The sequence below is a fragment of the Rossellomorea sp. NS-SX7 genome (genome assembly GCF_052828565.1).
In genome coordinates this window covers 2,929,655-2,954,863 of sequence record NZ_CM128249.1, presented here as the reverse complement: position 1 = coordinate 2,954,863, position 25,209 = coordinate 2,929,655, and the positions used below count along the sequence as shown (strand labels likewise).

General features: G+C 43.8%; 19 protein-coding genes and 1 other annotated feature. Of the genes, 11 read left to right on the top strand and 8 right to left on the bottom strand.

Annotation, left to right across the window (positions count from 1 at the left end):
• Positions 1–188 precede the first annotated feature (188 nt).
• The 4 genes from ACUXV2_RS14755 to motS all read left to right on the top strand — a co-directional run bounded on the left by ACUXV2_RS14755 (position 189) and on the right by motS (position 4,577).
• A complete protein-coding gene (locus ACUXV2_RS14755) occupies positions 189–1,265 on the top strand; it encodes a bifunctional 3-deoxy-7-phosphoheptulonate synthase/chorismate mutase (RefSeq protein ID WP_446243939.1) in 1,077 nt (358 codons plus the stop codon).
• Between the two features lie 596 nt (positions 1,266–1,861).
• A complete protein-coding gene (gene ccpA, locus ACUXV2_RS14750; protein WP_446243938.1) occupies positions 1,862–2,860 on the top strand; it encodes a catabolite control protein A in 999 nt (332 codons plus the stop codon).
• 204 nt (positions 2,861–3,064) lie between these two features.
• Positions 3,065–3,865, top strand: coding sequence for a flagellar motor protein MotP (gene motP, locus ACUXV2_RS14745; protein WP_446243937.1), 801 nt, complete (start codon positions 3,065–3,067; stop codon positions 3,863–3,865).
• Entirely contained in the window at positions 3,855–4,577 is a 723-nt protein-coding gene (gene motS, locus ACUXV2_RS14740) for a flagellar motor protein MotS (protein ID WP_446243936.1), read from the top strand. Before motP ends, motS begins: the two co-directional genes overlap by 11 nt.
• Before the next feature lie 130 nt (positions 4,578–4,707).
• Here motS and ACUXV2_RS14735 read toward each other — a convergent pair whose 3' ends face one another.
• From ACUXV2_RS14735 to ACUXV2_RS14725, 3 genes are read right to left on the bottom strand one after another with little or no spacing between them, the layout of a single operon-like run.
• The gene (locus tag ACUXV2_RS14735; protein ID WP_446247082.1) at positions 4,708–5,883 is read right to left on the bottom strand and encodes an acetoin utilization protein AcuC; all 1,176 of its coding nucleotides are present in this window, start codon (positions 5,881–5,883) and stop codon (positions 4,708–4,710) included.
• Complete coding sequence (locus tag ACUXV2_RS14730) at positions 5,880–6,527, bottom strand: acetoin utilization AcuB family protein (RefSeq protein ID WP_446243935.1); 648 nt, start codon at positions 6,525–6,527, stop codon at positions 5,880–5,882. The genes ACUXV2_RS14735 and ACUXV2_RS14730 overlap by 4 nt, the downstream gene beginning before the upstream one ends.
• A gap of 30 nt (positions 6,528–6,557) precedes the next feature.
• Complete coding sequence (locus tag ACUXV2_RS14725) at positions 6,558–7,190, bottom strand: GNAT family N-acetyltransferase (RefSeq protein WP_446243934.1); 633 nt, start codon at positions 7,188–7,190, stop codon at positions 6,558–6,560.
• A gap of 265 nt (positions 7,191–7,455) precedes the next feature.
• Here ACUXV2_RS14725 and acsA point away from each other — a divergent pair, with 265 nt between their 5' ends.
• Positions 7,456–9,174 carry an acetate--CoA ligase gene (gene acsA, locus ACUXV2_RS14720; protein WP_446243933.1) on the top strand — a complete coding sequence of 573 codons (1,719 nt, stop codon included), beginning with the start codon at positions 7,456–7,458 and terminating at the stop codon, positions 9,172–9,174.
• 111 nt (positions 9,175–9,285) lie between these two features.
• On the opposite strand, the gene ACUXV2_RS14715 is transcribed toward acsA, so the two are convergent.
• Positions 9,286–12,222 carry a transglycosylase domain-containing protein gene (locus tag ACUXV2_RS14715; protein WP_446243932.1) on the bottom strand — a complete coding sequence of 979 codons (2,937 nt, stop codon included), beginning with the start codon at positions 12,220–12,222 and terminating at the stop codon, positions 9,286–9,288.
• A gap of 181 nt (positions 12,223–12,403) precedes the next feature.
• Positions 12,404–12,614 (top strand) — a binding site (T-box leader).
• A 72-nt stretch (positions 12,615–12,686) separates the two neighbouring features.
• Here ACUXV2_RS14715 and tyrS point away from each other — a divergent pair.
• Complete coding sequence (gene tyrS, locus ACUXV2_RS14710; RefSeq protein ID WP_446243931.1) at positions 12,687–13,949, top strand: tyrosine--tRNA ligase; 1,263 nt, start codon at positions 12,687–12,689, stop codon at positions 13,947–13,949.
• 410 nt (positions 13,950–14,359) lie between these two features.
• Here the strand turns inward: tyrS and rpsD are convergent, their stop codons facing one another.
• Complete coding sequence (gene rpsD / locus ACUXV2_RS14705; RefSeq protein WP_446243930.1) at positions 14,360–14,962, bottom strand: 30S ribosomal protein S4; 603 nt, start codon at positions 14,960–14,962, stop codon at positions 14,360–14,362.
• Positions 14,963–15,465: 503 nt separating this feature from the next.
• Between rpsD and ACUXV2_RS14700 the strand changes: the two genes are divergently transcribed.
• The 3 genes from ACUXV2_RS14700 to megL all read left to right on the top strand — a co-directional run bounded on the left by ACUXV2_RS14700 (position 15,466) and on the right by megL (position 19,333).
• Complete coding sequence (locus ACUXV2_RS14700; RefSeq protein ID WP_446243929.1) at positions 15,466–16,062, top strand: hypothetical protein; 597 nt, start codon at positions 15,466–15,468, stop codon at positions 16,060–16,062.
• Between the two features lie 38 nt (positions 16,063–16,100).
• Complete coding sequence (locus ACUXV2_RS14695; protein ID WP_446243928.1) at positions 16,101–17,939, top strand: diguanylate cyclase; 1,839 nt, start codon at positions 16,101–16,103, stop codon at positions 17,937–17,939.
• A gap of 191 nt (positions 17,940–18,130) precedes the next feature.
• Entirely contained in the window at positions 18,131–19,333 is a 1,203-nt protein-coding gene (gene megL / locus ACUXV2_RS14690; protein ID WP_446243927.1) for a methionine gamma-lyase, read from the top strand.
• Between the two features lie 49 nt (positions 19,334–19,382).
• On the opposite strand, the gene ACUXV2_RS14685 is transcribed toward megL, so the two are convergent.
• The gene (locus tag ACUXV2_RS14685; protein ID WP_446243926.1) at positions 19,383–19,868 is read right to left on the bottom strand and encodes a GAF domain-containing protein; all 486 of its coding nucleotides are present in this window, start codon (positions 19,866–19,868) and stop codon (positions 19,383–19,385) included.
• 236 nt (positions 19,869–20,104) lie between these two features.
• On the opposite strand from ACUXV2_RS14685, the gene refZ reads away from it, so the two are divergent.
• Positions 20,105–20,758 (top strand): forespore capture DNA-binding protein RefZ, encoded by a 654-nt coding sequence (gene refZ / locus ACUXV2_RS14680; protein ID WP_446243925.1) that lies wholly within the window; start codon positions 20,105–20,107, stop codon positions 20,756–20,758.
• 51 nt (positions 20,759–20,809) lie between these two features.
• Here the strand turns inward: refZ and hisJ are convergent, their stop codons facing one another.
• Positions 20,810–21,604, bottom strand: coding sequence for a histidinol-phosphatase HisJ (gene hisJ / locus ACUXV2_RS14675; protein ID WP_446243924.1), 795 nt, complete (start codon positions 21,602–21,604; stop codon positions 20,810–20,812).
• 220 nt (positions 21,605–21,824) lie between these two features.
• On the opposite strand from hisJ, the gene ezrA reads away from it, so the two are divergent.
• Positions 21,825–23,513: a septation ring formation regulator EzrA gene (ezrA, locus tag ACUXV2_RS14670; protein ID WP_446243923.1), complete on the top strand. Its 1,689-nt coding sequence runs from the start codon at positions 21,825–21,827 to the stop codon at positions 23,511–23,513.
• A 112-nt stretch (positions 23,514–23,625) separates the two neighbouring features.
• Here ezrA and brnQ read toward each other — a convergent pair whose 3' ends face one another.
• Entirely contained in the window at positions 23,626–24,963 is a 1,338-nt protein-coding gene (gene brnQ / locus ACUXV2_RS14665; RefSeq protein ID WP_446243922.1) for a branched-chain amino acid transport system II carrier protein, read from the bottom strand.
• Positions 24,964–25,209 lie beyond the last annotated feature (246 nt).

Genomic DNA, 25,209 nt, shown 5'->3' with positions numbered 1-25,209 from the left:
AGTCTCATAAGATACTAAAATACTTTAGCGCTTAAAAGCGTTTAATTAATAAAGAAAATTATCGTGACATTTGGGTATTCTTCTATTATAATTAGTTTCAATATCTATAAAAAATGTATCATACTTTGATAAAACTAAAACAGTTTTTTATGTATGAACAGGATAAAATCAAGAAAGGGTGCTGTATTGTGAGTAATCAAGAGCTCGATCAATTACGAAAAAAAGTCGACGAGATGAACTTAAAACTACTAGAAACCATCAATGAACGTGCTAAGCTCGTTCAGGAAATCGGGCGTGTGAAGGAAAAGCAAGGAGTATACCGATATGATCCTGTTCGTGAAAGAGGAATGTTAGACCTGATCAAGGAAAATAACAATGGTCCTTTTGAAAACTCGACCATTGAACATATTTTTAAAGAGGTCTTCAAAGCTGGTTTGGAATTACAGAAAGATGATCATCGTAAAGCATTATTAGTATCCCGTAAGAAGAAGGCAGAAGATACGATTGTGAATATCAATGGAGATGCAATCGGTGACGGGAATCCTCACTTCATCTTCGGTCCGTGTGCAGTGGAATCCTATGAGCAGGTGGCTCAAGTGGCACAGGCTGTCAAAGCGAAAGGGTTGAAACTACTTCGCGGAGGTGCATTCAAGCCAAGAACCTCTCCATATGATTTCCAGGGGCTGGGCATTGAAGGATTAAAGATTCTTAAGAAGGTTGCGGATGAATACGATTTGGCGGTAGTCAGTGAAATCGTGAATCCTGCAGATATCGAACCTGCACTCGATTACATTGATGTGATCCAGATCGGTGCGAGAAACATGCAGAACTTCGAATTGCTGAAAGCTGCCGGTTCAGTGAAGAAGCCTGTCCTATTAAAAAGAGGTCTTGCTGCAACGATCGATGAATTCATCAATGCAGCTGAATATATCATTTCACAAGGTAACGGGGACATCATCCTTTGTGAACGCGGTATCCGTACGTATGAAAAGGCGACACGAAACACGCTGGATATCTCAGCTGTTCCGATTCTTAAACAAGAGACTCACCTTCCTGTATTCGTGGATGTCACGCATTCGACTGGACGCAGGGACCTTCTGCTTCCGACTGCAAAAGCAGCTATCGCCATCGGAGCAGACGGCGTAATGGCAGAAGTACATCCGGACCCAGCTGTAGCACTATCCGACTCAGCACAGCAAATGGACCTTGATCAATTCGATCACTTCTACCAGGAACTATTAAAAGGACGCACAATTAACGTTTAACCAACCCAATACGGGGTATAGAGAAAAGGCTGGACTTCCACAGAGTCCAGCCTTTTTGGTTTGGTGAATAATTCAATTAAGGTATTGTATAAATAATTGTGGATTAAAGTTATATCCAGCTGTTGATTGGAGTGCAAAACGAAGACTCCTGCGGGAGAAGTGACTAATGTGAGACGTGTCCAGCTCCAGGGCTTAGAGGCACATGTCATAAGCCAAACCGACCAAGAAGGCAAAGAGCGCCTTCCAGGCCGATTCGTCTTATGCCACCCGCCTCTGAACAAAGCCCTTCCGCTTTTCTTCCCGCAGGAGCGCAGCGGCGAGGAGGCTCACGAGTCACCTGCGGAAAGCGAAGTCTTGCACGGAAATCAACAGCGGCCTTAAAAGGGATATTTATAAACGTCAATCATTGCAGTTAAACAAACTCTGTCGTATGATAATCAACATAATTGCAGATAAATAGACTAAACACTGTTATAATGATTATTTTAACGCTAAATATGTGCATTTTTTAACAAACCATTGTAATCGCTTTTTTCTTAGGGAATGTTTAGTGTAAAATAACAGTAATAAGTTGAGAAGATAAAGGAGTGTCAGTAATGAATATAACAATATACGATGTAGCGCGTGAAGCAAATGTCTCGATGGCAACTGTATCTCGTGTAGTAAATGGAAATCCCAATGTAAAACCGGCAACAAGAAAGAAAGTACTTGAGGTCATCGACCGCTTGGGGTACCGTCCGAATGCGGTGGCAAGAGGACTTGCAAGTAAGAAAACAACAACAGTCGGAGTCATCATCCCAGATATTTCAAATATCTTCTATGCTGAACTGGCACGTGGGATTGAGGATATTGCCACAATGTACAAATACAATATCATCCTGAGCAACTCCGATCAGAATTCGGAAAAGGAGCTTCATCTGTTAAACACGATGCTTGGAAAACAAGTGGATGGAATTCTCTTCATGGGAGGACATATCTCCGAAGAGCATGTTCAGGAATTTGAACGTTCCCCGGTTCCGATCGTCCTTGCTGGTGCCGTTGAAGAAACGAACAGAGTCCCGTCTGTGAATATTGACTATAAGGCTGCGACATATGATGCAGTGAAGGATCTGCTTGATAAAGGACATAAACGAATCGGGTTCGTAAGCGGTCCTTTCCACGATACGATCAATATGAAGTTTAAGCTTGAAGGATATAGAGAAGCACTGGCTTCTGCAGGAGTGGAGTTCAACGACGACCTTGTGATTGAAGGGGAGTACACATATGATTCAGGGCTGGAAGCTTGGCAGAAATTCTCTGAGCTGGATGAAAAACCGACAGCGATTTTCGTTGGAAACGATGAAACGGCTCTAGGCGTGGTGCATGGTGCGCAGGACAGTGGTGTCGCGATCCCTGAAGATGTGGAAATCATCAGCTTTGATAACACAAGGCTTGCACTCATGGTAAGACCTCAACTGACTTCAGTCGTGCAGCCGCTGTATGACATCGGTGCCGTTGCGATGAGACTTTTGACGAAATACATGAATAAGGAAACTGTCGAAGAAGAAACCGTTGTATTACCACACCGTATTGAACATAGACGCTCAACTAAATAAGTTTTTTGTCGATAATAGAGATAAGACAAGGCTCTTTTCTAAAGAATTGTTGTTTTCTTACGTTTCTGGAGAAGTCTGAATGAAGTGCATAAATGTACTCGATTCGACCCAGCTGATTGCACATCCGATAATACGAAGGTTAAAACAACAAAATATGAGAATTGTGCCTAAGATAAAAAGAACTTATTTACAGGGAGAGTCAATATGAAGAAGATTGATGTTCTTACGCCTATTGGGGTAGTCGTAGGCTTTCTATTTGTAGCGTTTGCCATCATATCAAACGCAGGGCTTTCAGGGTTTGGTTCATTTGTGGACCTTCCCTCTATTTTTATTGTCATCGGCGGTTTGATCGCCGCCATGCTTGTCAGCTTCTCACTCAAAGAACTGAAGCAGCTGGGGAAAGTCATGCGTGAATCATTCCGTGATGAGGATTACGACATACATGGATTGATCCGCACCTTCATCATGCTCTCTGAAAAAGCCAGGAGGGAGGGCCTCCTGGCTTTGGAAGCGGAAGTGGAAGAAATCGAGGACCCATTCATCCGAAAAGGGGTCCTTTTGGCCGTTGATGGCATGGAACCTGATATGATTACAGATATCATGAATGCAGAAATCATTGCACTCGAAGAGCGTCACCGGAAAAGCAGAAGTTTACTGGACAAAGCGGGTGAATATGCACCTGCATGGGGGATGATCGGAACCTTGATCGGCCTTGTCCTGATGTTGAAGAACCTGAACGATCCGTCTTCTTTAGGACCCAACATGGCGATTGCGCTCCTGACCACCCTTTATGGATCATTGCTTGCCAATCTTGTATTCATCCCGATGGCATCCAAGCTAGGGATGCGTACGGAAAAAGAAGTGTTCATGAAGCAAATCATCATTGAAGGCGTAGTAGGGATCCAATCTGGGCAGAATCCGAGGATACTGGAAGAAAAGCTCAAAGTCTTTCTGTCTCATGACGAACTGCTGAAGCATGAGGAGGCTGCCCTTGATGAGGCGTAGAAGGAAACCGCCTGAACCCAGGTCGAATGCACCTCGCTGGATGGTTACCTTCTCGGATCTGATCACTCTTATTCTTGTATTCTTTATATTGCTCTTTTCAATGTCGCAGATTGATATTGTAAAATTCCGGGCCATTGCCGATTCATTTCAGCAGAAGCAGATTCTTGAATTCTACCCATCTGTCATTCCTTTTGAAACGCCGTCAAGCGAGCCGGAAATAGAGATGGACGACGGAGCCGAAAGGGATAAAGACTTGCAGGAATTGCTTTCTGAAATCCAATCCTACTTAAGAGAAAATAAATTAAGTGAAATCGTAGTGGCGACAAGAACGGAAAGAGGGGTTGTCCTTGTCCTTCAGGAGCAGGCACTCTTTGCCTCCGGAGAAGCAGCGATCCTTGAAACGTCCTATCCATTTTTGAATAAAGTGGGAGAGTTGCTATCCCAAATCCCCAACTTTGTAAAAGTGGAAGGGCATACGGACAATCGGCCGATTTCCACCTATCAATTCCCTTCCAACTGGGAACTTTCATCAGCGCGTGCCAGTGCTGTCATCCGTTATTTGACCGGGGCTGAAAACCTCGATCCCAAACGCTTCATCGCAGTGGGCTACGGCGATACGCGTCCGATCGCACCGAATGATACCGCTGAGAATTTGCAAAAGAATCGAAGAGTGGAAATCATCATCAGTGATCCTACTTATGAAGAAGAATAGATGAAGGGAAGCCATTTCAACATGCAGAGTTGGAGTGGTTTTTGCTTTTGAAGGCAGGCGGAATGAAAGGAATAACAGTGAAGGCTCAGAGTACTGTGAGGGACTCTGAGCCTTTTTTAATCTAATAGTGTCAACTCCCAGGCTTCTGCCTGAGCTGCTGGCGGATGGGATAGAGGGCTTTTTCAAGAGTATGCCTGTTCTTTTCGGTGATCTCGCCTTTGCGCGGTATGGCAGGATAGATATCAGGAGCATCCGTCCATTCAGTGGGTAACGTGACACCGGCTTTACTCTTCCACCGATCAATCCACGCAGATGGAAATGTGCCGGCCGCATCTGTACGTCCGGTCATCTCCAGCCAGATCAAGGACCAGGCTCTCGGAACGACCCTCCAAATATCATATCCGCCGCCTCCAACTGCGATCCACTTACCGTTGCAGTACTTTTCAGCCAGTTCATGGGCGATGCGGGGGATCTCCTTGTAAATCTTCATCGTTGAAGAAAGATGTGTCAATGGATCATAGTAATGGGCATCTGCACCATTTTGTGTAAGGATGACATCGGGTTTGAAGAATTCCACAACTTCCCTGAAGCTCGTTTCGTATGCCTCGAGCCATGATTCATCCTCTGTGAATGCATCCAAGGGGATATTGAACGAAAATCCATATCCTTTCCCATGGCCGCGTTCATTAATATTTCCGGTACCGGGGAATAAGTATCTTCCGGTTTCATGGATGGACAATGTACAGACATCGGGGTCATCATAAAAAGACCACTGCACACCGTCCCCATGATGAGCATCAGTATCCACATACAGCACTCTTGCATGATATTTCTCTTGTAAGTACCGGATGGCGACTGCACTGTCGTTATAAATACAAAATCCGGAAGCCTTTCCCTTAAATCCGTGATGAAGGCCGCCGCCGAGATGAAGTGCATGTCTCGCTTTTCCTGTCATCACATAATCCGCTGCTGTAAGCGTCCCTCCGACTAAAAAGGCGCTTGCTTCGTGCATTCCATCGAACATCGGGGTATCTTCCGTACCGATTCCATATCCTTCTGCCTGTTCTGCGGGTAGCTGGCCAGTACTTGCTCTCTTGACAGCGTTTACATAGTTGGGATCGTGATTAAGAAATAACTCTTCATCCGTTGCCATTCTTGCCGGAATGATTTCCTCGGGCTGAAGAGCCTGAATTTCCTTCAATAAATCGATCGTCAGCGTCAACCTGGTCTGGTTGAAAGGATGCTGATCATTGAAGCGGTACCCGAGAAGTTCATCGGAATAGATAAATACAGCATCTTTCATCATGAAGACATTCCCGGCATGTTTGGCCATAACACGTCATACCCTTCTTTCTTCAAATCTTCTATCACGTTCATCGGATTCATGGTTCTCACTCGGAAGACAAGGATTTTAAATGCTTCATCCTTTTTATCAGGGTATACAAGTACACTTAAAATATTGCTGTTATGGCGACGGATGATTCCTGCCACATCATATAATATCCCTGCACGATGAGGGACCTTTACCTCGATCTGTGAGCCTGGCTGATTGGCTCCGGTCAGCTGGATCAGCGTGTGAAGGAGGTCTGTTTCCGTTATGATCCCGATCAGTTTGTTTTCCCGTACAATCGGAAGGCAGCTGATATGATGTTCATAGAATAAAGCGGCGACTTCCTCGACGAAATCCAGCGGATGCCCGGTTATGACATCCGTTTTCATAATATATTTAAGGGGTTTCTTAAGCTCTGGAGCTGAAGAGTCCTTATCGAAAATGGACGGGGTGCCGTCTTTTACATCCCGGTCACTTACAATCCCTATCACTTCTGAATTCTCGTTCGTAATCGGAATATGTTTGATTTTCTTTTCTCGCATTAACTGAATGGCTGATTCGATTGTATCTTCTGGGTGCAAGGCAGCCACGTTCGTTTTCATTATTTCTTCTACTATCATGTTCTCCACCCCTTTTAGAAAACGTATAGATTAGTACATAAAGCGGTTCATGAACCGAAGCTGATCAAATCGCTGTATGGATTCGGGGTCGACTCGCTTCCCGATTCTCGCCATCAGGCAGTTGGCTGGATGCGAACTGATTTCAGGATCGTCCGTCGCATAATATTCCAGACCGCCGGCATTCATCATCTTCTCCATGATTTTACGATACTCCCAAACATTCAGCCCCGTTCCTTTCAGGTCCCAATGCCAGTAATATTCGGTTGTAATGACGATGAAGTCTTCCATATTGTCATCCATCATAGATACTTTTAACAGGTGCTTTCCGACTGATGCCCCCCTGTACTTCGGGATGACTTCAATGGCACCAAGCTCGATCAGGTTTTCCATTTTCCCTTGAGACCACCGCTCAAGTGGATCAGGATATAGATATGTAACATAGCCTACTATCGTATGATTATCCCTAGCGATAATAATTCTTCCTTCAGGTAAACCGGCAATCTCGACGAGAGCTTTATGCTGCTGTGCGGGAGGTCTGAATGCGACCAAATCTTCATGAAAATCAAGACGTGCCAGCTCTTCTGCATGAATCGGCCCTTCAATGATCAAGTTTCCTTTTGTTGTCTTTAACTCAGTTGCATTATAGGTTTTCTTCAATTTCATCTGGACACCACCTAAAGATATTCCTCTCAATCTATTATACATGAAATAGAAAAAAGTAGAGCGCTTTCACAAAATTTTCAGACGTTTGAAATAAATTTTGTCGTCTGAACATTATTGTGAAATACCTATAAATCAATGGTTTATCTGCGATCAAACCTATATATATTGAGGATAATCAATGCAACAGACTTTTTAAAAAATTGAGAAAATATAATTTATATACTATAATAAGGTTGTAAATTCTTACATAAGGGGGATTCGGTATATGAAAGTGGAAGCGTTACCAGTCACGAAGGGGAATTATAATCTGGAAAGCTATGAAAATACGTATGATACTTTTGATTGGAATGAAGTTGAAAAAGAATTTTCATGGCATGAGACAGGACGGGTCAATTTAGCGTATGAAGCGATAGACCGTCATGCTGAATCATTCAGAAAAAATAAAGTCGCCCTTTATTATCGGGATCCTGAACGTGATGACAAATATACGTTCACTGATATGAAGAAATTATCCAATAAAGCAGGAAACGTCTTGAAACAGTACGGTGATGTGGAAAAAGGCGACCGTGTGTTCATTTTTATGCCAAGATCACCGGAGCTGTATTTCTCCGTTCTTGGAGCGGTGAAACTGGGCGCTATCGTAGGTCCTTTATTCGAAGCGTTCATGGAAGGTGCCGTACGAGACCGCCTGGAGGACTCTGAAGCAAAGGTGCTCATCACGACTCCTGAACTGCTGGACCGTGTTCCTGTAAGTGAACTGCCTCATCTTAAACATGTATTCCTGATTGGGGACAACGTTCAGGAAGACGATGTCCATGTTGATTTCAATGCAAAATTCAAGGAAGCAAGTGATAAGCTTGCCATCGAGTGGGTGGATCGAAATGATGGTCTGATCCTGCATTATACATCCGGCTCAACAGGAAAGCCTAAGGGAGTCCTGCATGTTCATAATGCGATGCTTCAGCACTACCAAACGTCTAAATGGGTGCTGGATCTCCAGGAAGAAGATGTGTACTGGTGTACGGCAGACCCGGGCTGGGTAACAGGAACTTCATACGGAATCTTCGGCCCATGGCTCACAGGTACCTCTAACGTGATTGTAGGAGGCCGTTTCAAGCCTGAAAATTGGTATAAAACGATTGAAGATTACGGGGTGACCGTGTGGTACAGTGCCCCGACCGCTTTCCGGATGCTGATGGGTGCAGGCGATGAGGTCGTCAAACAGTTCGACCTAAGTTCGCTTCGCCATATCCTGAGCGTGGGAGAGCCGCTTAATCCTGAAGTGGTGCGCTGGGGAATGAAGGTCTTCAACCTGCGCATCCATGATACGTGGTGGATGACTGAAACAGGAGGACAGTTGATCTGTAACTATCCTTGTATGGAAATCAAGCCGGGCTCAATGGGTAAACCTTTCCCTGGAGTGAAAGCTGCGATCGTCGATGATCAGGGGAATGAGCTGCCTCCGAACCGGATGGGGAACCTGGCCATTAAAAAAGGCTGGCCGTCCATGATGAACCAAATCTGGAACAACCCGCAAAAGTATGAGTCTTACTTCATGCCGGGCGATTGGTATGTGTCAGGAGATTCTGCTTATATGGACGAAGAGGGCTACTTCTGGTTCCAGGGCCGTGTCGATGATGTCATCATGACATCCGGTGAACGTGTCGGTCCGTTCGAAGTGGAGAGTAAGCTTGTTGAACACCCTGCAGTCGCTGAAGCCGGTGTTATCGGGAAACCTGATCCGGTACGCGGTGAAATCATCAAAGCCTTCATCGCACTTCGTGACGGGTATGAAGTGACAGACGAGCTGAAAGAGGAAATCCGCCAGTTTGTCAAAAAAGGATTGGCAGCCCATGCTGCTCCACGTGAAATCGAATTCCGTGAAAAACTTCCAAAAACACGAAGCGGTAAAATCATGCGCCGTGTCTTGAAAGCATGGGAGCTGGATTTACCTACAGGTGATTTGAGTACGATGGAAGATTAATAGTCAAGAGAAAACCCCCGCTTGTTAATCGAAGCGGGGATTTTTGTATAGATATTCCTCAATTCATAAAAAGCGAGCACAGAAACTATTTCTGTGCTCGCTTTCCATTTTTTATTCTGTTCCTTCTTCAGGCGGTTTAGGATCCGTTGGTTCATCATCACCAGGCGGCTCAGGCGTGGTGCCGCCGTCTCCGCCACCGTCAGCTGGAGGAGGTTCCGGTTTATCCGGCTCCGGAGGCTTGGGATCTGTTGGTTTATCCCCGCCCGGAGGCTTCGGCTCAGGTTTTGGCTTTTCAGGCTTTGGTTCCGGTTTCCCTACTTGAACCGTGTTGGACGGAGACGATTCTTTACCGGCCACATCAACTGCCTTGACGAAATATTCTCCGTTACCTACTGAAACTGAATAGTTACCACCTGATTTGACGCTGCCTACTTTACTTCCGGATTTAGAATATACTCGGTAACCGACGACATCCCCGCTTCCGGAAGGAGTCCATGTAATCTTATTTCCGTTCACAGAAGCTTTCACCGTACCGGGTGCAGCTCCATCATCTGAAATTTTATTCTCTGCAATCAGAACATTTTTGAAACGTTCATCTTCCTGAGGGATCAGTTTTGAAGCATCCCCAGGTACTTTACCGAAGACACTTTTCACAAAATCAGGGTTGAGGATGACCCCTGGCTGTGAAAATTCTTCCGGTGTATTAGGAAGCGCAAGATATTTCTTTCCGTTCACCATCACGTAACGGCTCATCAACAAGCTGTCATCTGTTTTGGTCGGTACAAATTTGGCATTGAACAGATCACTCTTGACAAGTCCAGCTTTCGTACATGCTTCTGAAGGAAGCAGTCCGGAGATGGAACAGAATGAACGTCGCACGATTCCGCCCGGTTCTTTAAAGGAGCCTTCGGGATCGATCAGGTTTGGTGCAAGGTCCCTTGTATCATTCAGCAGGAAGGACCATAGACGAATGTTCCTTAATCCGTAATGTCCATACTGCGCACGGGATGCTGCGGTATTTAAGTCTGAAGGTGTATCATACCCAAACCAAGTACCAAAGGTGATGTTTGGGTTGGAAGCAACAAACCAATGGTCTTTATAATCCTGGGAAGTACCCGATTTTCCTGCCCAATCCGATGAGAAGTTCAGGAATCTTTTCGCGTAGCGGCCAGTTCCAAGGGAATGGTCAAGCGTATCTCTCATCATATCGATCGTCAGATAAGCAGTCTGAGGACTGTATACATCCACAGCTTCTGATTTATGTTCAAATACGAAGTTTCCATCTTGATCGACGATCTTATCGATCATATAGGCGTCGACAAACTTTCCTCCATTGGCGAACGTCGCATAAGCATTGACGTTTTCTTCGACCGTCACACCATCTGTCGTGGCTCCGAGGGCAAGGGACAAGTTGTTATCCACCCGGCTCAGTCTAGCAAAATCCATCTTCATCAGGAATTCATTGAAAGGATTGCGGTCATATATATTCGCATACGTTCTGACCGCCGTCAGGTTCAAGGACTCTGCAAGTGCATGTCTTGCAGGGAATAGTCCACGCTCTCTCAATGAGTAGTTTTCCGGTGTCCAACCATTAATATTGACTCCAACATCAGGCAGTGGCGACCCCGGTGAAATATAGCCATACTCCAATGCCGGCGCATAAGCAAGCAGCGGCTTCATTGTCGAACCGTTCGAGCGGTAGGAAGAAGTTGCGTGATTCAACTGCTCGATTTTAAAATCACGGCCACCGATGAAGCTTATGATTCTTCCAGTCTTGTTTTCTATCATGATGGCGCCGACTTGTACCGGTTCCTCGACTTGGACTTCTTCGCCGGTTTCAGGATCGGTTGTTGTGACAGTCTTTGATGGTCCGTACATGTTGTATGCATTTTTTGTCTTTTGCATTTGATCATAGATTTTTTTATCGATGGTTGAATGGATTTCATACCCGCTTTGACGGACATTGCGGTCGGCCAATGTGTGATATTTCTCTTCCAACTCATCATTGTTTTCAATGTCCTGCTTTGAATACCCGTCTTTCTTGGCAAGAACCTCCGTCATGATGTCGATGGCCCTGCTTTCAAGCTCGGCTGTCAGCCAAGGATACTTTTCATTCGGAGAAGCTTTCGGCTCAATGAAATCTTTTGTTAAATCATAAGCGACTGCTTCTTCATATTCCTTGTCTGTAATATAGCCTTCACGGTGCATCCTGTAGAGGACCGTGTTCTTACGTGACATACCCGGCTCAAGGTTTTCTTTCAGTTCTCCATTGTTCATGAATGGTGTGTAACTGAATGGAGCCTGGGGCAATCCGGCTATGAATGCTGACTGTGGAAGAGTCAGGTCTTTTGCATCAACGCCAAAAATCCCCTGGGCAGCAGATTGGACTCCGCCGATATTACGTCCTGATGAATTTCTTCCCAATGTTGCAACGTTGAGATAAGCTTCGAGGATTTCGTCCTTTTCAAAGAATCTTTCCAGTCGCAGGGCGAGAAGGATTTCCTTAGCTTTTCTTTCAAAGGATACTTCATTTGTCAGGATCTGATTCTTGATCAGCTGCTGTGTGAGCGTACTTCCGCCCGATTGAGTGGAAGAATTGGTGAATTCCTGCACCACTGCACGCATGATCGCTTTAGGGACCACGCCGTTATGCTCTTTGAAATATTCATCTTCCGTTGCGATGACAGCATTTCTTAGATGCTCTGATACATCTTCGAGCTTCACTTCTTCACGTTCAAGGTCCGTCCTTAATTTTCCTAGATAGACATCGTCGGCGAAATAAAGCTGCGAGGTTTCTTCATAATTGTAGATGTCCTTTTTCATTTGGCCGTATGAGCGGATCGGCTCTTCCTTGACCAATGATGCAAAATAACCGGCACCCACACCACCGGCGAAGGCCGTTCCTAACACCAAAACGACAAGGGTGATCAGTGCAAGGTTCCAAAATACTCCGTATGTAATTCTTGCTCGTTTATGAACTCTGGTATTTGTAAAGAACCTGATGGCAGGATCTAATTTTTCAAGTAATTTGTTCCATGTTTCTCTCATATTTTCATTCCCCCTAGAACATTCCTATTATAGCATATACGAGAGAACACTGTCGCAAAAAGTCAAACAAAAAAGGTATTTCGACATAAAAAATTCTTGACTTTGTTGACTAATATCGTGCATTATGGTAAAAACCTAATATAGTTAGTATTGATTTTTTCAATTCGTTTGACATATAGACACTACCGCAATGAGAGGATCGAGTAGTTTGCATTCCCTGTTCCCCAGAGAGTCAGTGGCCGCTGAAAACTGACACAAAATGCAGATGAATTACATCCTGGAGCTTTTGCTGTGAACCTTTAGTAGCAGCAAACGGTTAAAGCCGTTATCTTTATTGAGTGAAGGATGTATTTTCCTTAATTTGGGTGGTACCGCGCGACAGCGTCCCTGCATATATGCAGGGACTTTTTTGTTTTTCAGGCGTGTGTCAAATGATTGGAAGAGAAGAAGGAGGAAGATTGGACATGGAATTATTGAAGGATTTAGAGTGGCGTGGAATCACTTACCAGCAAACAGACGCTGAAGGGTTGAAAAACCTTTTAGATAAAGAAAGCATTTCCATTTACTGCGGAATCGACCCGACCGCAGACAGCATGCACATCGGTCATTTACTGCCTTTCCTGACTCTCCGCCGTTTTCAAAATGAAGGACATCGTCCTCTGGTTTTAGTCGGAGGGGCTACTGGTCTTATCGGTGATCCGAGCGGTAAAAATGAAGAGCGTAAACTGCAGACGATCGATGCGATCAGGCACAATGCAGCAAGCATCAAGAATCAACTGGAAAGCATTTTCGATTTCGAAGGGGAAAACGGAGCGGTCATGGTGAATAACTACGACTGGATTGGCGCGATGGATGTCGTGACATTCCTGAGAGACTTCGGTAAGCATGTAGGTGTCAACTATATGCTTGCAAAAGATACGATCTCTTCCCGCCTGGAATCAGGGATCTCATTCACTGAGTTCACTTACACGATTCTTCAGGCACTCGATTTCAATCACTTATACGATAACTACAATTGTAAGCTTCAGATTGGCGGAAGCGACCAGTGGGGGAATATCACGACCGGTCTTGAATTGATCCGCAGGACACACGAAGAAGAAACGAAAGCATTCGGATTTACAATTCCACTTGTAACGAAAGCAGACGGCACAAAGTTTGGTAAGACGGAGAGCGGCGCGATCTGGCTCGATCCGGAAAAGACGTCACCATACGAGTTCTACCAGTTCTGGATCAACACAGCGGACGCGGATGTCGTGAAATACCTGAAATACTTTACATTCCTGTCTCAGGAAGAAATTGAGGGACTTGCCGGATCGGTGGAGACGGAGCCTCATTTACGTAAAGCACAGAAAGCACTTGCCGAGGAAATGACTAAAATGATCCACGGTGAAGAAGCACTTGATCAGGCAATCCGTATTACCGCAGCTCTTTTCAGCGGAGACATCAAGTCACTTTCAGCATCTGAAATCCTTGAAGGCTTCAAGGATGTACCGTCATTCGAGCAGCCTAAAGGAGATGCGATCGGTCTTGTTGATTTGATCGTGAATGCAAAAATTTCACCTTCAAAACGCCAGGCGCGTGAAGATGTTGGGAACGGTGCGATCTATATCAATGGTGAACGTGTGACGGACCTGCAGCATGTGATCGATGAGAAGGATATGATCGAAGGACAATTTACGATCATCCGCCGCGGGAAGAAGAAGTACTTTAAGATTCAGTATGTGTAAGTAGTGATTGGTTTGGAGGACAGCGTAATCTCTGTTTAAGAGGTTGCGCTGTTTTTTGTATGGATTTGGCTGCATTCAGGCAGATATTAGGTTGGTTTTGATTGGGGGAAGCTTGATTTAATGAAAATGAGAGAGTTAACAGTGGAGAAATGAGTGGGAAATGCAGGAATATAACTATATTAATATTTATTGCGCCGGATTCTGAATAATTGAGCCTCTTTCAAAATAAATAAGCCACTTTTAAAATTATTGCGCCACTTTTTTCATAATTGAGCAACTTGTCGAATGTTCTTTATTACCGGGATCTACCCACATCCCCAAAACCGTAATTCCTGGAGAAGCGGTTCCCCTTGCTAAAAGAACAAAAAAACCCTGCCCCATAAAAGAGCAGAGTTTCTTCTTCACAAAGATTAACGAGAGTAGAACTCAACGATAAGAGCTTCGTTAATTTCAGCTGGTAATTCAGAACGCTCAGGAACGCGAGTGAAAGTACCTTCAAGCTTGTCAGCATCGAAAGTCAAGAACTCAGGAACAAAGCTGTTCACTTCAAGAGCTTCTTTGATGATGGCAAAGTTGCGTGACTTTTCACGAACTGAGATTGTTTGTCCAGGTTGTACGCGGAAAGATGGGATATCTACGCGAGATCCATTAACCGTTACGTGACCGTGGTTAACAAGCTGACGAGCTTGACGGCGAGTACGCGCAAGACCTAAACGATAAACAACGTTATCTAGACGAGACTCAAGTAAAGCCATGAAGTTTTCACCGTGTTTACCTTGTAATTTGCCAGCTTGGTCAAATAGGTTACGGAATTGACGTTCAGTTACTCCGTACATGTGACGAAGTTTTTGCTTCTCTTGAAGTTGTAAACCGTATTCAGAGATTTTCTTGCGTTGGTTAGGACCATGAGGACCTGGAGCGTAAGGACGCTTTTCTAATTCTTTACCCGTACCGCTTAGAGAGATTCCAAGACGACGAGATAATTTCCAACTTGGACCAGTATAACGAGCCATGAGAGACTCCTCCTTTATTGTTTTTATTTTGTTGTAAAATAAAAACACCTGTGAATTAACAATTATGTGCATTTTGTTTTCATGTACCTTCGCCCTAGCAGCAGAGGGTTACAAGATACACCTCAACATAAGAGGAACAAAATACAAACATAAAGGACTTCACTGAAGCTGCATTATTTTACACAAAGAACATTATATGACGTAGAAGGATAGAAGTCAAGGAAGTATTTTAGTTTCGTATAGAATGAAAAAATGAGCCGGTAAAGAAAATAGACTTTTTTTGCGCTGAATTTTAAAACCTGTAAATATCGACATCCGTCTAATCTATTGTAGTCAGTGACAAATACTTCTGTAAGACTTGCCCGGGCCGGCCTTTAACCATTTCTATCAATCCCGAACTGCATTTACCAATTTACTACCTAAATATTGCAAAAATTATCAGTCGTACGGTTCTTCGTATGATATAATAATGAGTGGCAAATAAGTTAGTCAGGTGAATGCTTTTGAATGAAACAAAGCGTGAAAAATACATACGATTTTTATTGATTGCCTCATGTTTGTCGGTCGTGGTAATCGGTTATGTATATGCTGCCTCCCCGGGAGAGGTGGAACAACATAAGGAACCGCTTGTTTCCGCACAGGTTCTCATGAAACAGAATGGTGAACAAAACGCCGTTGCAGCGGTGACCAGAATGGCCGGTGAACAGCCGGTTCTTGTACTATATGAAATTGAAAAAGAAGATAAGCATCATTTTAACGTGCTTCATAGCACGGCACTGAAAGAACAGATCGAGGAAATGAAAATACTTGGTGACGGGGAAGGCCTGTGGGCAAAAATAAATAAAAATGAATGGATCCTTTTTTCAAATGATTTAGAAGTGCTGAATCAAACAGAGCAGCCGGAAAATGGTCATTCAACCCGTCATTCATTCCGTTATGAGAAAAGCAATCATAAGGCCAATGTGGCGATAGATCAACAAGAAATTGTCATACAGCTTACAAAAGAAACAAAGCCATTGGAAATACATCCGCTGTCTGCTGATGACTCATTATGGCTCGTCGTATATGAGGACGAATTGGTCCTTGCAAAATCGCGTTAATCTTAGATTCACAAACCTTTTAAGGTACGGGTGAGGAAATGAACATTCAAACTGATAAATTACATGCTTATAAATCTAAATTATTCGATTTGATTCATGATGATATGTCCAACGGGCTGCTGCAATCAGTACATCTCCAGAACTGGCTCGAGGTGTTAAATGAATGCCTGGGGATAGAAAAAGCTTCTTTATACAGCAGCAAACAGGATGAATACCGCCTGCTGCAATGTACCGGAGAGCTCGGTATTCCACAGGCAATGAGCAAAGGCAGTGCGGGGACCTCCTTTAGAGGCTCCTCTTATTTTGTTATGGACTCCCATGATTCAGTCTTTCAATGTGGATTTCGATTTCAGAAGAATGTTGAAGAAACGTATGTGCTTTTTATCCAGGGTCCCGCTGCCTTGGAAGCAGCTGAAGCGGAATGGCTGTCTTCTTTCTGGAAAGCGAGCGATCAGTTCCTGAAACATGCTTGGAACATTCAGAGCGTGTGTGAAGAAGAAAGACGTTATCGGGAATTATTCAAGGTAACGGAAGTTTTTCATTCCAACCGGGATGTTCAGACATTATTGGTGCAAATTATCGAGACGCTGGGAGAGGTTTTTCCACAGGATACGTTCCAAATCCTTCTCTCAAATGACCGGTATGATTTCGGTTCTCTTCCGATTACATGCTTTGATTTCGAAGAAGCCAATCCTTATGCCATGCAGGCTTTTGTTAACGGGGATATTGAACTGGATGAAGAATCCATGCTCTATGCCCCGTTAAGAGGAAAACAGGGAATTTATGGCGTATTGGAAGTAGGCACAGCGCCCGATATGCTGTTTACAGAGTCAAAAATTGAGTTTATCAAATTACTTGCTTATACAGCAGGGAGCGCATTGGAGAATGCCAAACTGTATGAGCAATCGAAAAGGCTGATCAGTGATTTGCAGCTTATCAATGAAACCTCCCATCAACTTAATCTGGAGTCCCGCTTGTCCGACACTATATTCTTTTTAAAGAAACAGATACAGCGTTCATTTCAGCCGAGTGCAATCGGATTCGTATTAAATGAAAAGAATGAATCAGTCATCCTGGATCAGAGCTCTTCAGTGTTTTTTACAGAAGAAGGCCAAAAATACATATCTTATGTAAATGAACGGATCAATAAGGAGCGGGATTCTATCTTTTTGGGAGACGTCAGTGACCGGATTGGCGAACCAGATTATCTATCTCTTATGGCTGTGCCGATGACCCAAAATGAAACGCTGATCGGCTTCTGTGTCGTTCTTCATTCAGAGCCGTATATGTTTTCGTTTGATATGTACAAACTCTTGCAGTCGTTTATCCATCATTCTGCCCTTGCGATTACAAATGCGACCCTAAGGGAAGAACTTGAGCATCTGGTCATCACTGATCATATGACGAAACTGTACGCCCGGCATCACCTTGATGCCAAAATGGAAACTTCGATGAAAGAAGACAAATTGGGTACGCTGCTTCTAATCGACATTGACGACTTTAAATCGGTGAATGATAGTTATGGTCATCAAATAGGTGATGAAGTCCTCATCCAGGTAGCGAGCCTTCTGAAGGATCATGTAGGCGGGAATGGAATGGCCGCGCGCTGGGGTGGAGAAGAAATGGCTGTATATCTGCCCCGGCTTGGGCGAAAGGAAGCCCTTGTCATTGCTGAAACCATTGTGGAAATGATTGCCTGTAAAACACAGCCAAGGGTTACGCTCTCATGCGGGCTTTCATCTTGGGGAAAACATGGAAGCGGCCCAGAATCGGTAAAGGAATTAGTCAAAAAAGCGGATGAAGCCCTTTATACCGCAAAGAATCATGGGAAAAACCAGGTGGTGGAAGATCTGGATGCCCGTCTTTTAACAAAATGATCCACTATCACGCCGGCGGCTTTCGAAGCTGCCTTTTTTTTGCCTGTCATGGGGAAGTGAATCCTTAATGATCATTTATTTACTGATCCTTTAACACGTTAATGTAAACGCTTTCTTTTTTAGCAAGATTATCATATTCTAGAATAGAAGAGTAACAGATCTTAGAGGGAACACAGTGGGAGGAATACTTGATGAAAGATGAGAAACATTTTGAGACACGTGTGATTCATGAGGGGTATAAATCTTCTCAGCATTTTGATAGTTTAGCGCCCCCTTTATATCAAACTTCAACTTATACTTTTGCCAATGCCAAGCAGGGAGAAAACCGCTTTGCTGGTGAAGAAGAAGGATATATTTATTCAAGGCTCGGCAATCCGACGGTGGGCATTTTAGAAGAAAGAATGGCATCGCTTGAAGGGGGAGAAGCGGCCCTTGCTTTCGGTTCAGGGATGGCTGCCGTTTCAGCGGTTCTCTTTTCGTTGACCAAATCAGGAGATCATGTTCTTTGTTCCCAAGGGGTGTACGGCTGTACATTCGGCCTGCTCGAATTAATGCATGAGAAATTTGCGATTGGGCATGATTTCTCTGCAATGGATACAGAAGAAGAAATTCGGGCGAAAATCCAAGAAAATACAACCTGCATTTACGTAGAAACACCGATTAATCCGACGATGCAATTGATAGATTTGCAGATGGTGGTGAAGGTAGCCCATGAAAAGGGGATCCCTGTTGTTGTGGACAATACATTTTGTTCTCCTTACCTGCAAAGACCATTGGAACTTGGCTGTGACATTGTGATTCATAGCGCGACGAAGTATATTGGCGGGCATGGGGATGTCATTGCCGGTATTGTGGTCGGTTCACAGGAGAAAATGGCTGAAATCAGGATGACGACACAAAAGGATATCGGGGGAATCATTTCTCCATTTGATTCATGGCTATTATTGAGAGGTTTAAAGACTCTGGCCGTGCGTCTGGACCGACACTGTGAAAGTGCCGACAAACTCTCTGGCCTGCTTGCTACCCATCCAGCAGTGGAAAAGGTCATTTATCCAGGGCGCCCGGATCATCCGCAGCATGCGATCATGAAGAAGCAGATGAAAAAGCCCGGCGGCATGATTTCTTTCCTCATTAAAGGTTCGAAGGAAGATGCCCAAAGGTTCATGGATGATTTGCAAATGATTAAAATCGCGGTAAGCCTTGGCGATGCAGAGACATTGATTCAGCACCCTGCTACAATGACACATGCAGTCGTCCCGGAAGAAGCAAGACAGAAGATGGGCATCACCGATACCCTTCTCAGACTCTCTGTCGGTCTTGAATCATCGGAAGATATTTGGGATGATCTTGAACAGGCATTGAATAAAGTGAAGTTCCCAAGTGATGTGATGTAAAATAAAAAAGAAGCGTGCAGGATGTAAGTTCTGCACGCTTCTTTTTGTATTATAGGTGTTTCAGAAGCTCCTCGGTAAATGCTTCTAAATATTTCTGATCTTCTTCATCAAAACGGGCTTTTTCAGGGCTGTCGATATCAAGTACCCCCAGTAGTTTCCCATCTTTAAAAAGGGGGATGACGATTTCTGATTGAGAAGCAGCGTCACATGCGATGTGCCCAGGGAAGCTGTGGACGTCTTCAACGACAAGCGTTTTTCTTTCGCTGGCGGATGTACCGCAAACTCCGCGCCCCAATGGGATGCGAACACATGCAGGAAGGCCCTGGAATGGTCCCAATACGAGTTGGTTGCTTTCTTCCTCGTATAAATAAAACCCTACCCAATTGATCCGATCTAAAAATTGATTTAATAGGGCAGAGGCATTGCTTAAATTAGCAATTTCATTCGGTTCACCATCAAGCAGTGCTTTAAGCTGCTTCGTGACAAGACCGTAGTTATCTTTTTTTGCTCCTTGATATTTTTCTGCTTGAAACATCATTATTTCCCCCATTTCTACAAAATCAGTGAGAATTCCTTGCAGTGTCGTCCCGAGTAGGGAAAAACTGTCGAGAAATACTTAAAGGAATTCTTCAGGTAAAAGCGAAATCATTGTTAAACACTATGTGATAACTCTATTAGAACATTTTTAGCATACTTTCAAAGAAGCTTCAATAGATTCGTTTTGATCCGTTGCATTGGAGACAATTTAAAAGAAGAGAAAAGAGGGAGAATATGAAAAAGGGACAAACCTCTACTTCGCCAAAGGAATCCATTTTTCAAGCAGCTGTTTCATTGTTTTATGATCATGGATATGACGGGACCTCCGTAAGGGATATCGCTGGGAAGGCGAAAGTGAATCCGGCCACCATTTCATATTATTTCAAAGGTAAACAGGGACTGTTAGAAGCGTGTTTTACCCATTTTTTCGAACAATATCTGCATTTCCTGCAAGAAGAGGTGGATTCTCTCAAATATATCCGAGCGGATTTATGCTTGAAGCGTGCAGTATTTAAAATACTGAAATTTCAAAGTGAAAATCATCAGTTATCCCGTTTCATCTGGCGGGAGGTATCCATCGATTCGCAAATCGTACGGGAAATCATTTCATCGTATCTCATGAAAGAAAGATTTTACATGAAATGCCTTTTCGAGCAGGGTATGGTTGACCGGTCATTTAAGAAACAACCGATCAGCTTCCTCGTCATTCAATTGAAATCGATGCTGACCATGCCGTTTTTAAACAGCCAGCACTTGAGGGAAGTATGGCAGATGTTTCCGCAGGAATATTATTTTGTCGATCAGTATTATCAAAATATCGATCAATGGATCAACCTGCTGATGACACCCGAAGGTACGACGGATTACAAGAAGGAACTCATCATCTGATTATACGTTAAAAGAGATTGCCGCCAATATGGGCAATCTCTTTTTGCTGTCTTACAGCTCCATCTCATGTCTTCCCTGATCGATGCCGGCCGCAGAATGAGCATCAGACCCATAAACGGTTTTGATGTCGAGTGACCGTGCGTATTTAATGACATCCTCAGGAGGGTATGACTCACCACAGTGGGGCTTGATGACTCCAGCTCCATTGTAATCGAGTTCGAGCCCCTTTTCTGCCACAGCCTTAAGAATGCGATGGATTTCTTCCGTGAAAGGCTTAGAGGCAGGGTGAATCTTTTGGAATTTTTTAACAAGCGTGATATGCCCGATGCGGTTCGGCTTGAAAGCCCCAAGATCGGCGTCGATGGATTTCAGCACTGTCTGGTAGTAATGAGCATAGACAGCGTCGACGGAACCGTACCGGTCGATCATGCGTAAAAAGACATCAGGACTGAAATCAAGGCAGTCCCATTCATTTTTGTGGTGCAAGAAATGGACAGAAAGAATACTGTCATCCAATCGGGAACCCCATCTATTCAGAAAATCGGTTGTTTCATTTTCAAATCCTTCAATATAGTCGACTTCCAATCCGGACAGGATTGTAATCTGGCCTCTGTATGTCTCTTTCAGTTCCTCTATTGCATCGAAGTATAATGGAACATCGTCAAGAGCCATCCCGCTGTCCCCGTCCGGCGTTGTGTCCTTAAAGCCGGCAGGAAGGGGGGCGTGCTCGGTAAAAGTCAGGTGGGTATATTGAAGGGAGATGGCTTTTTCAATATATTGATGGAATGAGTCCGAACTTCCATGAGGACAAAATGGTGTATGAATATGTCCATCGACTTTTTTCATCAAGAAAACACTTCCTTCTTCAAAAATCATCAGCGATTTTCTATGAAACATTCACTATTTTTAGAGAAAACACTAAAATTTAACTTTTTACAGTTGAAAAAATAGAATTTATTAGTCAAAAAATGTCGTTCTCATGGTATCATTATAACAATGAGTATTTATTAATGAAACTTTCAAATTGATATAGATGTCTACTGAATAGTTGAACAGGGGGCTTAAGATGCAATATGTCATCGCTGGAATCATACTAATCTTGATTTTATTCCTTATAGGAGTCTTATCCAGAAAGAAATATTACACGGAAATCGACCGTTACGAAGCATGGAAGGTCGATATTATGAACCGGCCGATCCCGGAAGAACTGTCTAAAGTCAAACAGCTTAACATGACTGGTCAAACGGAAAAGCTTTTTGAAGGCTGGAGACAGGGATGGGACGAAATCGTGGCTGTTCAGCTTCCTGACATTGAAGAATTGCTATTCGATGCAGAAGAATACACAGATAAGTTCCGTTTCAAGAAATCAAAAGAGACACTTGCTAAAATCGATGCGGTCCTGACAGACACAGAAGCTAAGATCGACAAGATCCTTCAAGAGCTGAACGAACTTGTAGGCAGTGAGGAAAAGAACAGGGAAGAAATCGAACTTTTACAAGAAGAATACCGTGGCAGCAAGAAGCAGCTGCTTGCATATCGTCATACATACGGCCAAGCGGCTAAGAAAATAGAAGCTGTGCTGGACACGCTCGCGAAAGAAATCGAACAATTTAACGAATTGACAGATCAGGGGAATTATCTAGATGCGCGAGAAATCGTCTTAAACCTGGGTCAGGAAATGAAGGCGATCGCCTACAAGATGGAAAGCATTCCAAAGCTGACTGCAGACTGCGAGAATATCCTGCCTTCACAGTTATCCGAACTGGAAGCCGGTTATGTGGAAATGAAAGAGCAAGGCTACATACTAGAGCATGTAGAAGTGGAAAAAGAAGTGAAGGATTTAAATGAAACGCTTGCCGGTTTCACTGAGCGTCTTCAGTCACTCGAAGTCGAAGAAGTGGAACAAGGATTACAAGAAATCAAGAATAAGGTTGAAATGCTGTATGATGTACTGGAAAAAGAGGTACATGCAAGACATTTCGTCCTGCAGTACAAGGATGAGACGACAGAAGGTTTGATAAAAGCAAAAGAAGAAAATGATGACATACAGTATGAAGTGAACCTTGTCCAGCAAGGATACCATTTACATGAATCCGATCTTCGGACACCTCAGGAGCTTCAGAAGAAAATCATTCAATTATCGAAGCGTCATGAACTGATCATCAATAAAATTGAAAACAATCAGACGGCTTACTCAGCGCTGGGTGAAGAACTCAAGGAAATCAGAAGCGGACTCGAAGCACTTAACGGGGAACAGTCGGAATTCGGCTTACACCTGCAAAATCTAAGAAAAGATGAATTGACGACCCGTGAAAAAATTGCGGAGCTCAAGAAAAAGACGGCTGAAGCAAGCCGGATGATTGCTAAAAGCAATGTGCCGGGCCTTCCGGCAGATTACGATGACCTTCTGACTGAAGTTCACCGAAAGATTGAACAAGTGAACGCGAGTCTGACAGAGAAGCCGTTGAATATGAAATTCATCCAGGAAACACTGTTGGAAGCGGCCGATACAGTCGATCACTTCTATAACAAGACGCAAGAACTGATCGAGAATGTCCTGCTCTCAGAGAAGATCATTCAGTACGGAAATCGTTACAGAAGCAGATATCAATCAGTACAGGAAGGGCTGCGGGTGGCAGAAGAAGCCTTCAGGCATTATGACTACCGTAAAGCATTGGAGGAAGCAGCCACCACGATTGAAAAAGTGGAGCCTGGTGCACTGAAAAAAATTGAAAAGATGATCAATGATCAATAATCATGTAAGTCAGTATGCCATTTGGTGTACTGGCTTTTTTTATTTTAGTAGATGACAAAAAGGACCGTTGAAAAAGTATAAACTTCTTCAACGGTCCTTCTTTTCAATAAAATCAAGCTTCAATAGTACGTTTTGATGCACCGGCCAGAACAGCTATGACATATCCTACGACAGCCCCAGCTAATGCAGGAACGAGCCAGCCAATTCCTTCCGCATAGAAAGGAAGGAAGCTCAAAGCGCTGCTTATTGCACTTACGTCCATACCAGCTGTCTTAAGACCATCAACCAGACTGATCAGGCCTGTCGGAACCAAGGCACCAATGTAAACCAATGAATAGCCATTGAACCAATTATGCATGAACGAAAGCAGAATCAATACAATTGCCAATGGATAAATGATGATGAGTACCGGCAATGAAACGGCAATCAGCTGAGTCAACCCGATATTTGCAATCAGCATGCTGAACGCAGACAATATTATGACAAGTTTTGGATAAGATACTGGTAAAATCTTTGTGAAATATTGGGCGCAAGCCGATACCAATCCAACGGATGTCGTGATGCAGGCAAATGTGATGGCAAGTCCGAGAATCACTGCACCTAAAGAACCAAACAAGTGGTCAGCTGCTGCGGAAAGAATCGCTCCTCCGTTAGCCTGGACACCGATCGAATCCGTGCTCGTGGCTCCAATATAGCTAAGGGAAAGGTACACGAGTGCCAGTCCCGCCGCAGCGATGACGCCCGCAATGATCGTGATCCTAGTCAGACTTGTCCTGCTCGTGATGCCGCGGTCCTTTATTGCATTGATGACTACGATCCCGAAGACTAACGCTGCAATTGTATCCATCGTCAGATAGCCTTCGATGAATCCTTTAAAGAGCGCACCATCCTGATAAGCAGGATTCGGTTCACCGAAACTCCCCATCGGAGTAACAATGCTTTTCACTACTAAGATGGTCAAAATGATAAGCAGGGAAGGTGTCAAGATCTTTCCGATCCTATCAACCAGCTTGGAAGGATTCATTGCAAGCCAAGCTGTAAGTGCAAAAAAGACAATCGAATAGATAAGAAGGGAAACCCCGTATTTTGCTGCATCTTCAGATAAGAAAGGAATGACGCCAATTTCATATGCAACAGTGCCGGTTCTTGGTATTCCGAAAAACGGCCCAATTGCAAGATACATAATAATAGTAAAAATTAATCCGAATAATGGATGTACACGGTTTGCAAGAGATTGAAGATCTCCGCCGGATTTGGCGATGGCGATTACCCCCATTAAAGGAAGTCCCACTCCTGTGATCAAAAATCCGATAATCCCTGTCCACACTTGATCGCCTGCCTGCTGACCAAGGAATGGAGGGAAAATCATATTCCCAGCTCCGAGGAAAAGAGCGAATAGCATGAGCCCTACAGTTAAAACACCACTAAATGACAGCGCTTTCTCATTCATATATACCCCTCCGTTTGTAAACGTTATCATGAGCAAAACCATCTTATCATATTCATGTAGAAGAATGTCGAAAAACTAAATAGTCTTACAATTTAGTATATTTAAATAACTTCCCTGCTCTATCACCTAAATGATTGTCGCAAATTTCATTAGAGTTATCAATGGTTATTTTTATAAAATAATAAAAATTTGAAAGTTTTTCTCTAATAACATTATTGTCATAATAATATCAGGTGTACATTTTTT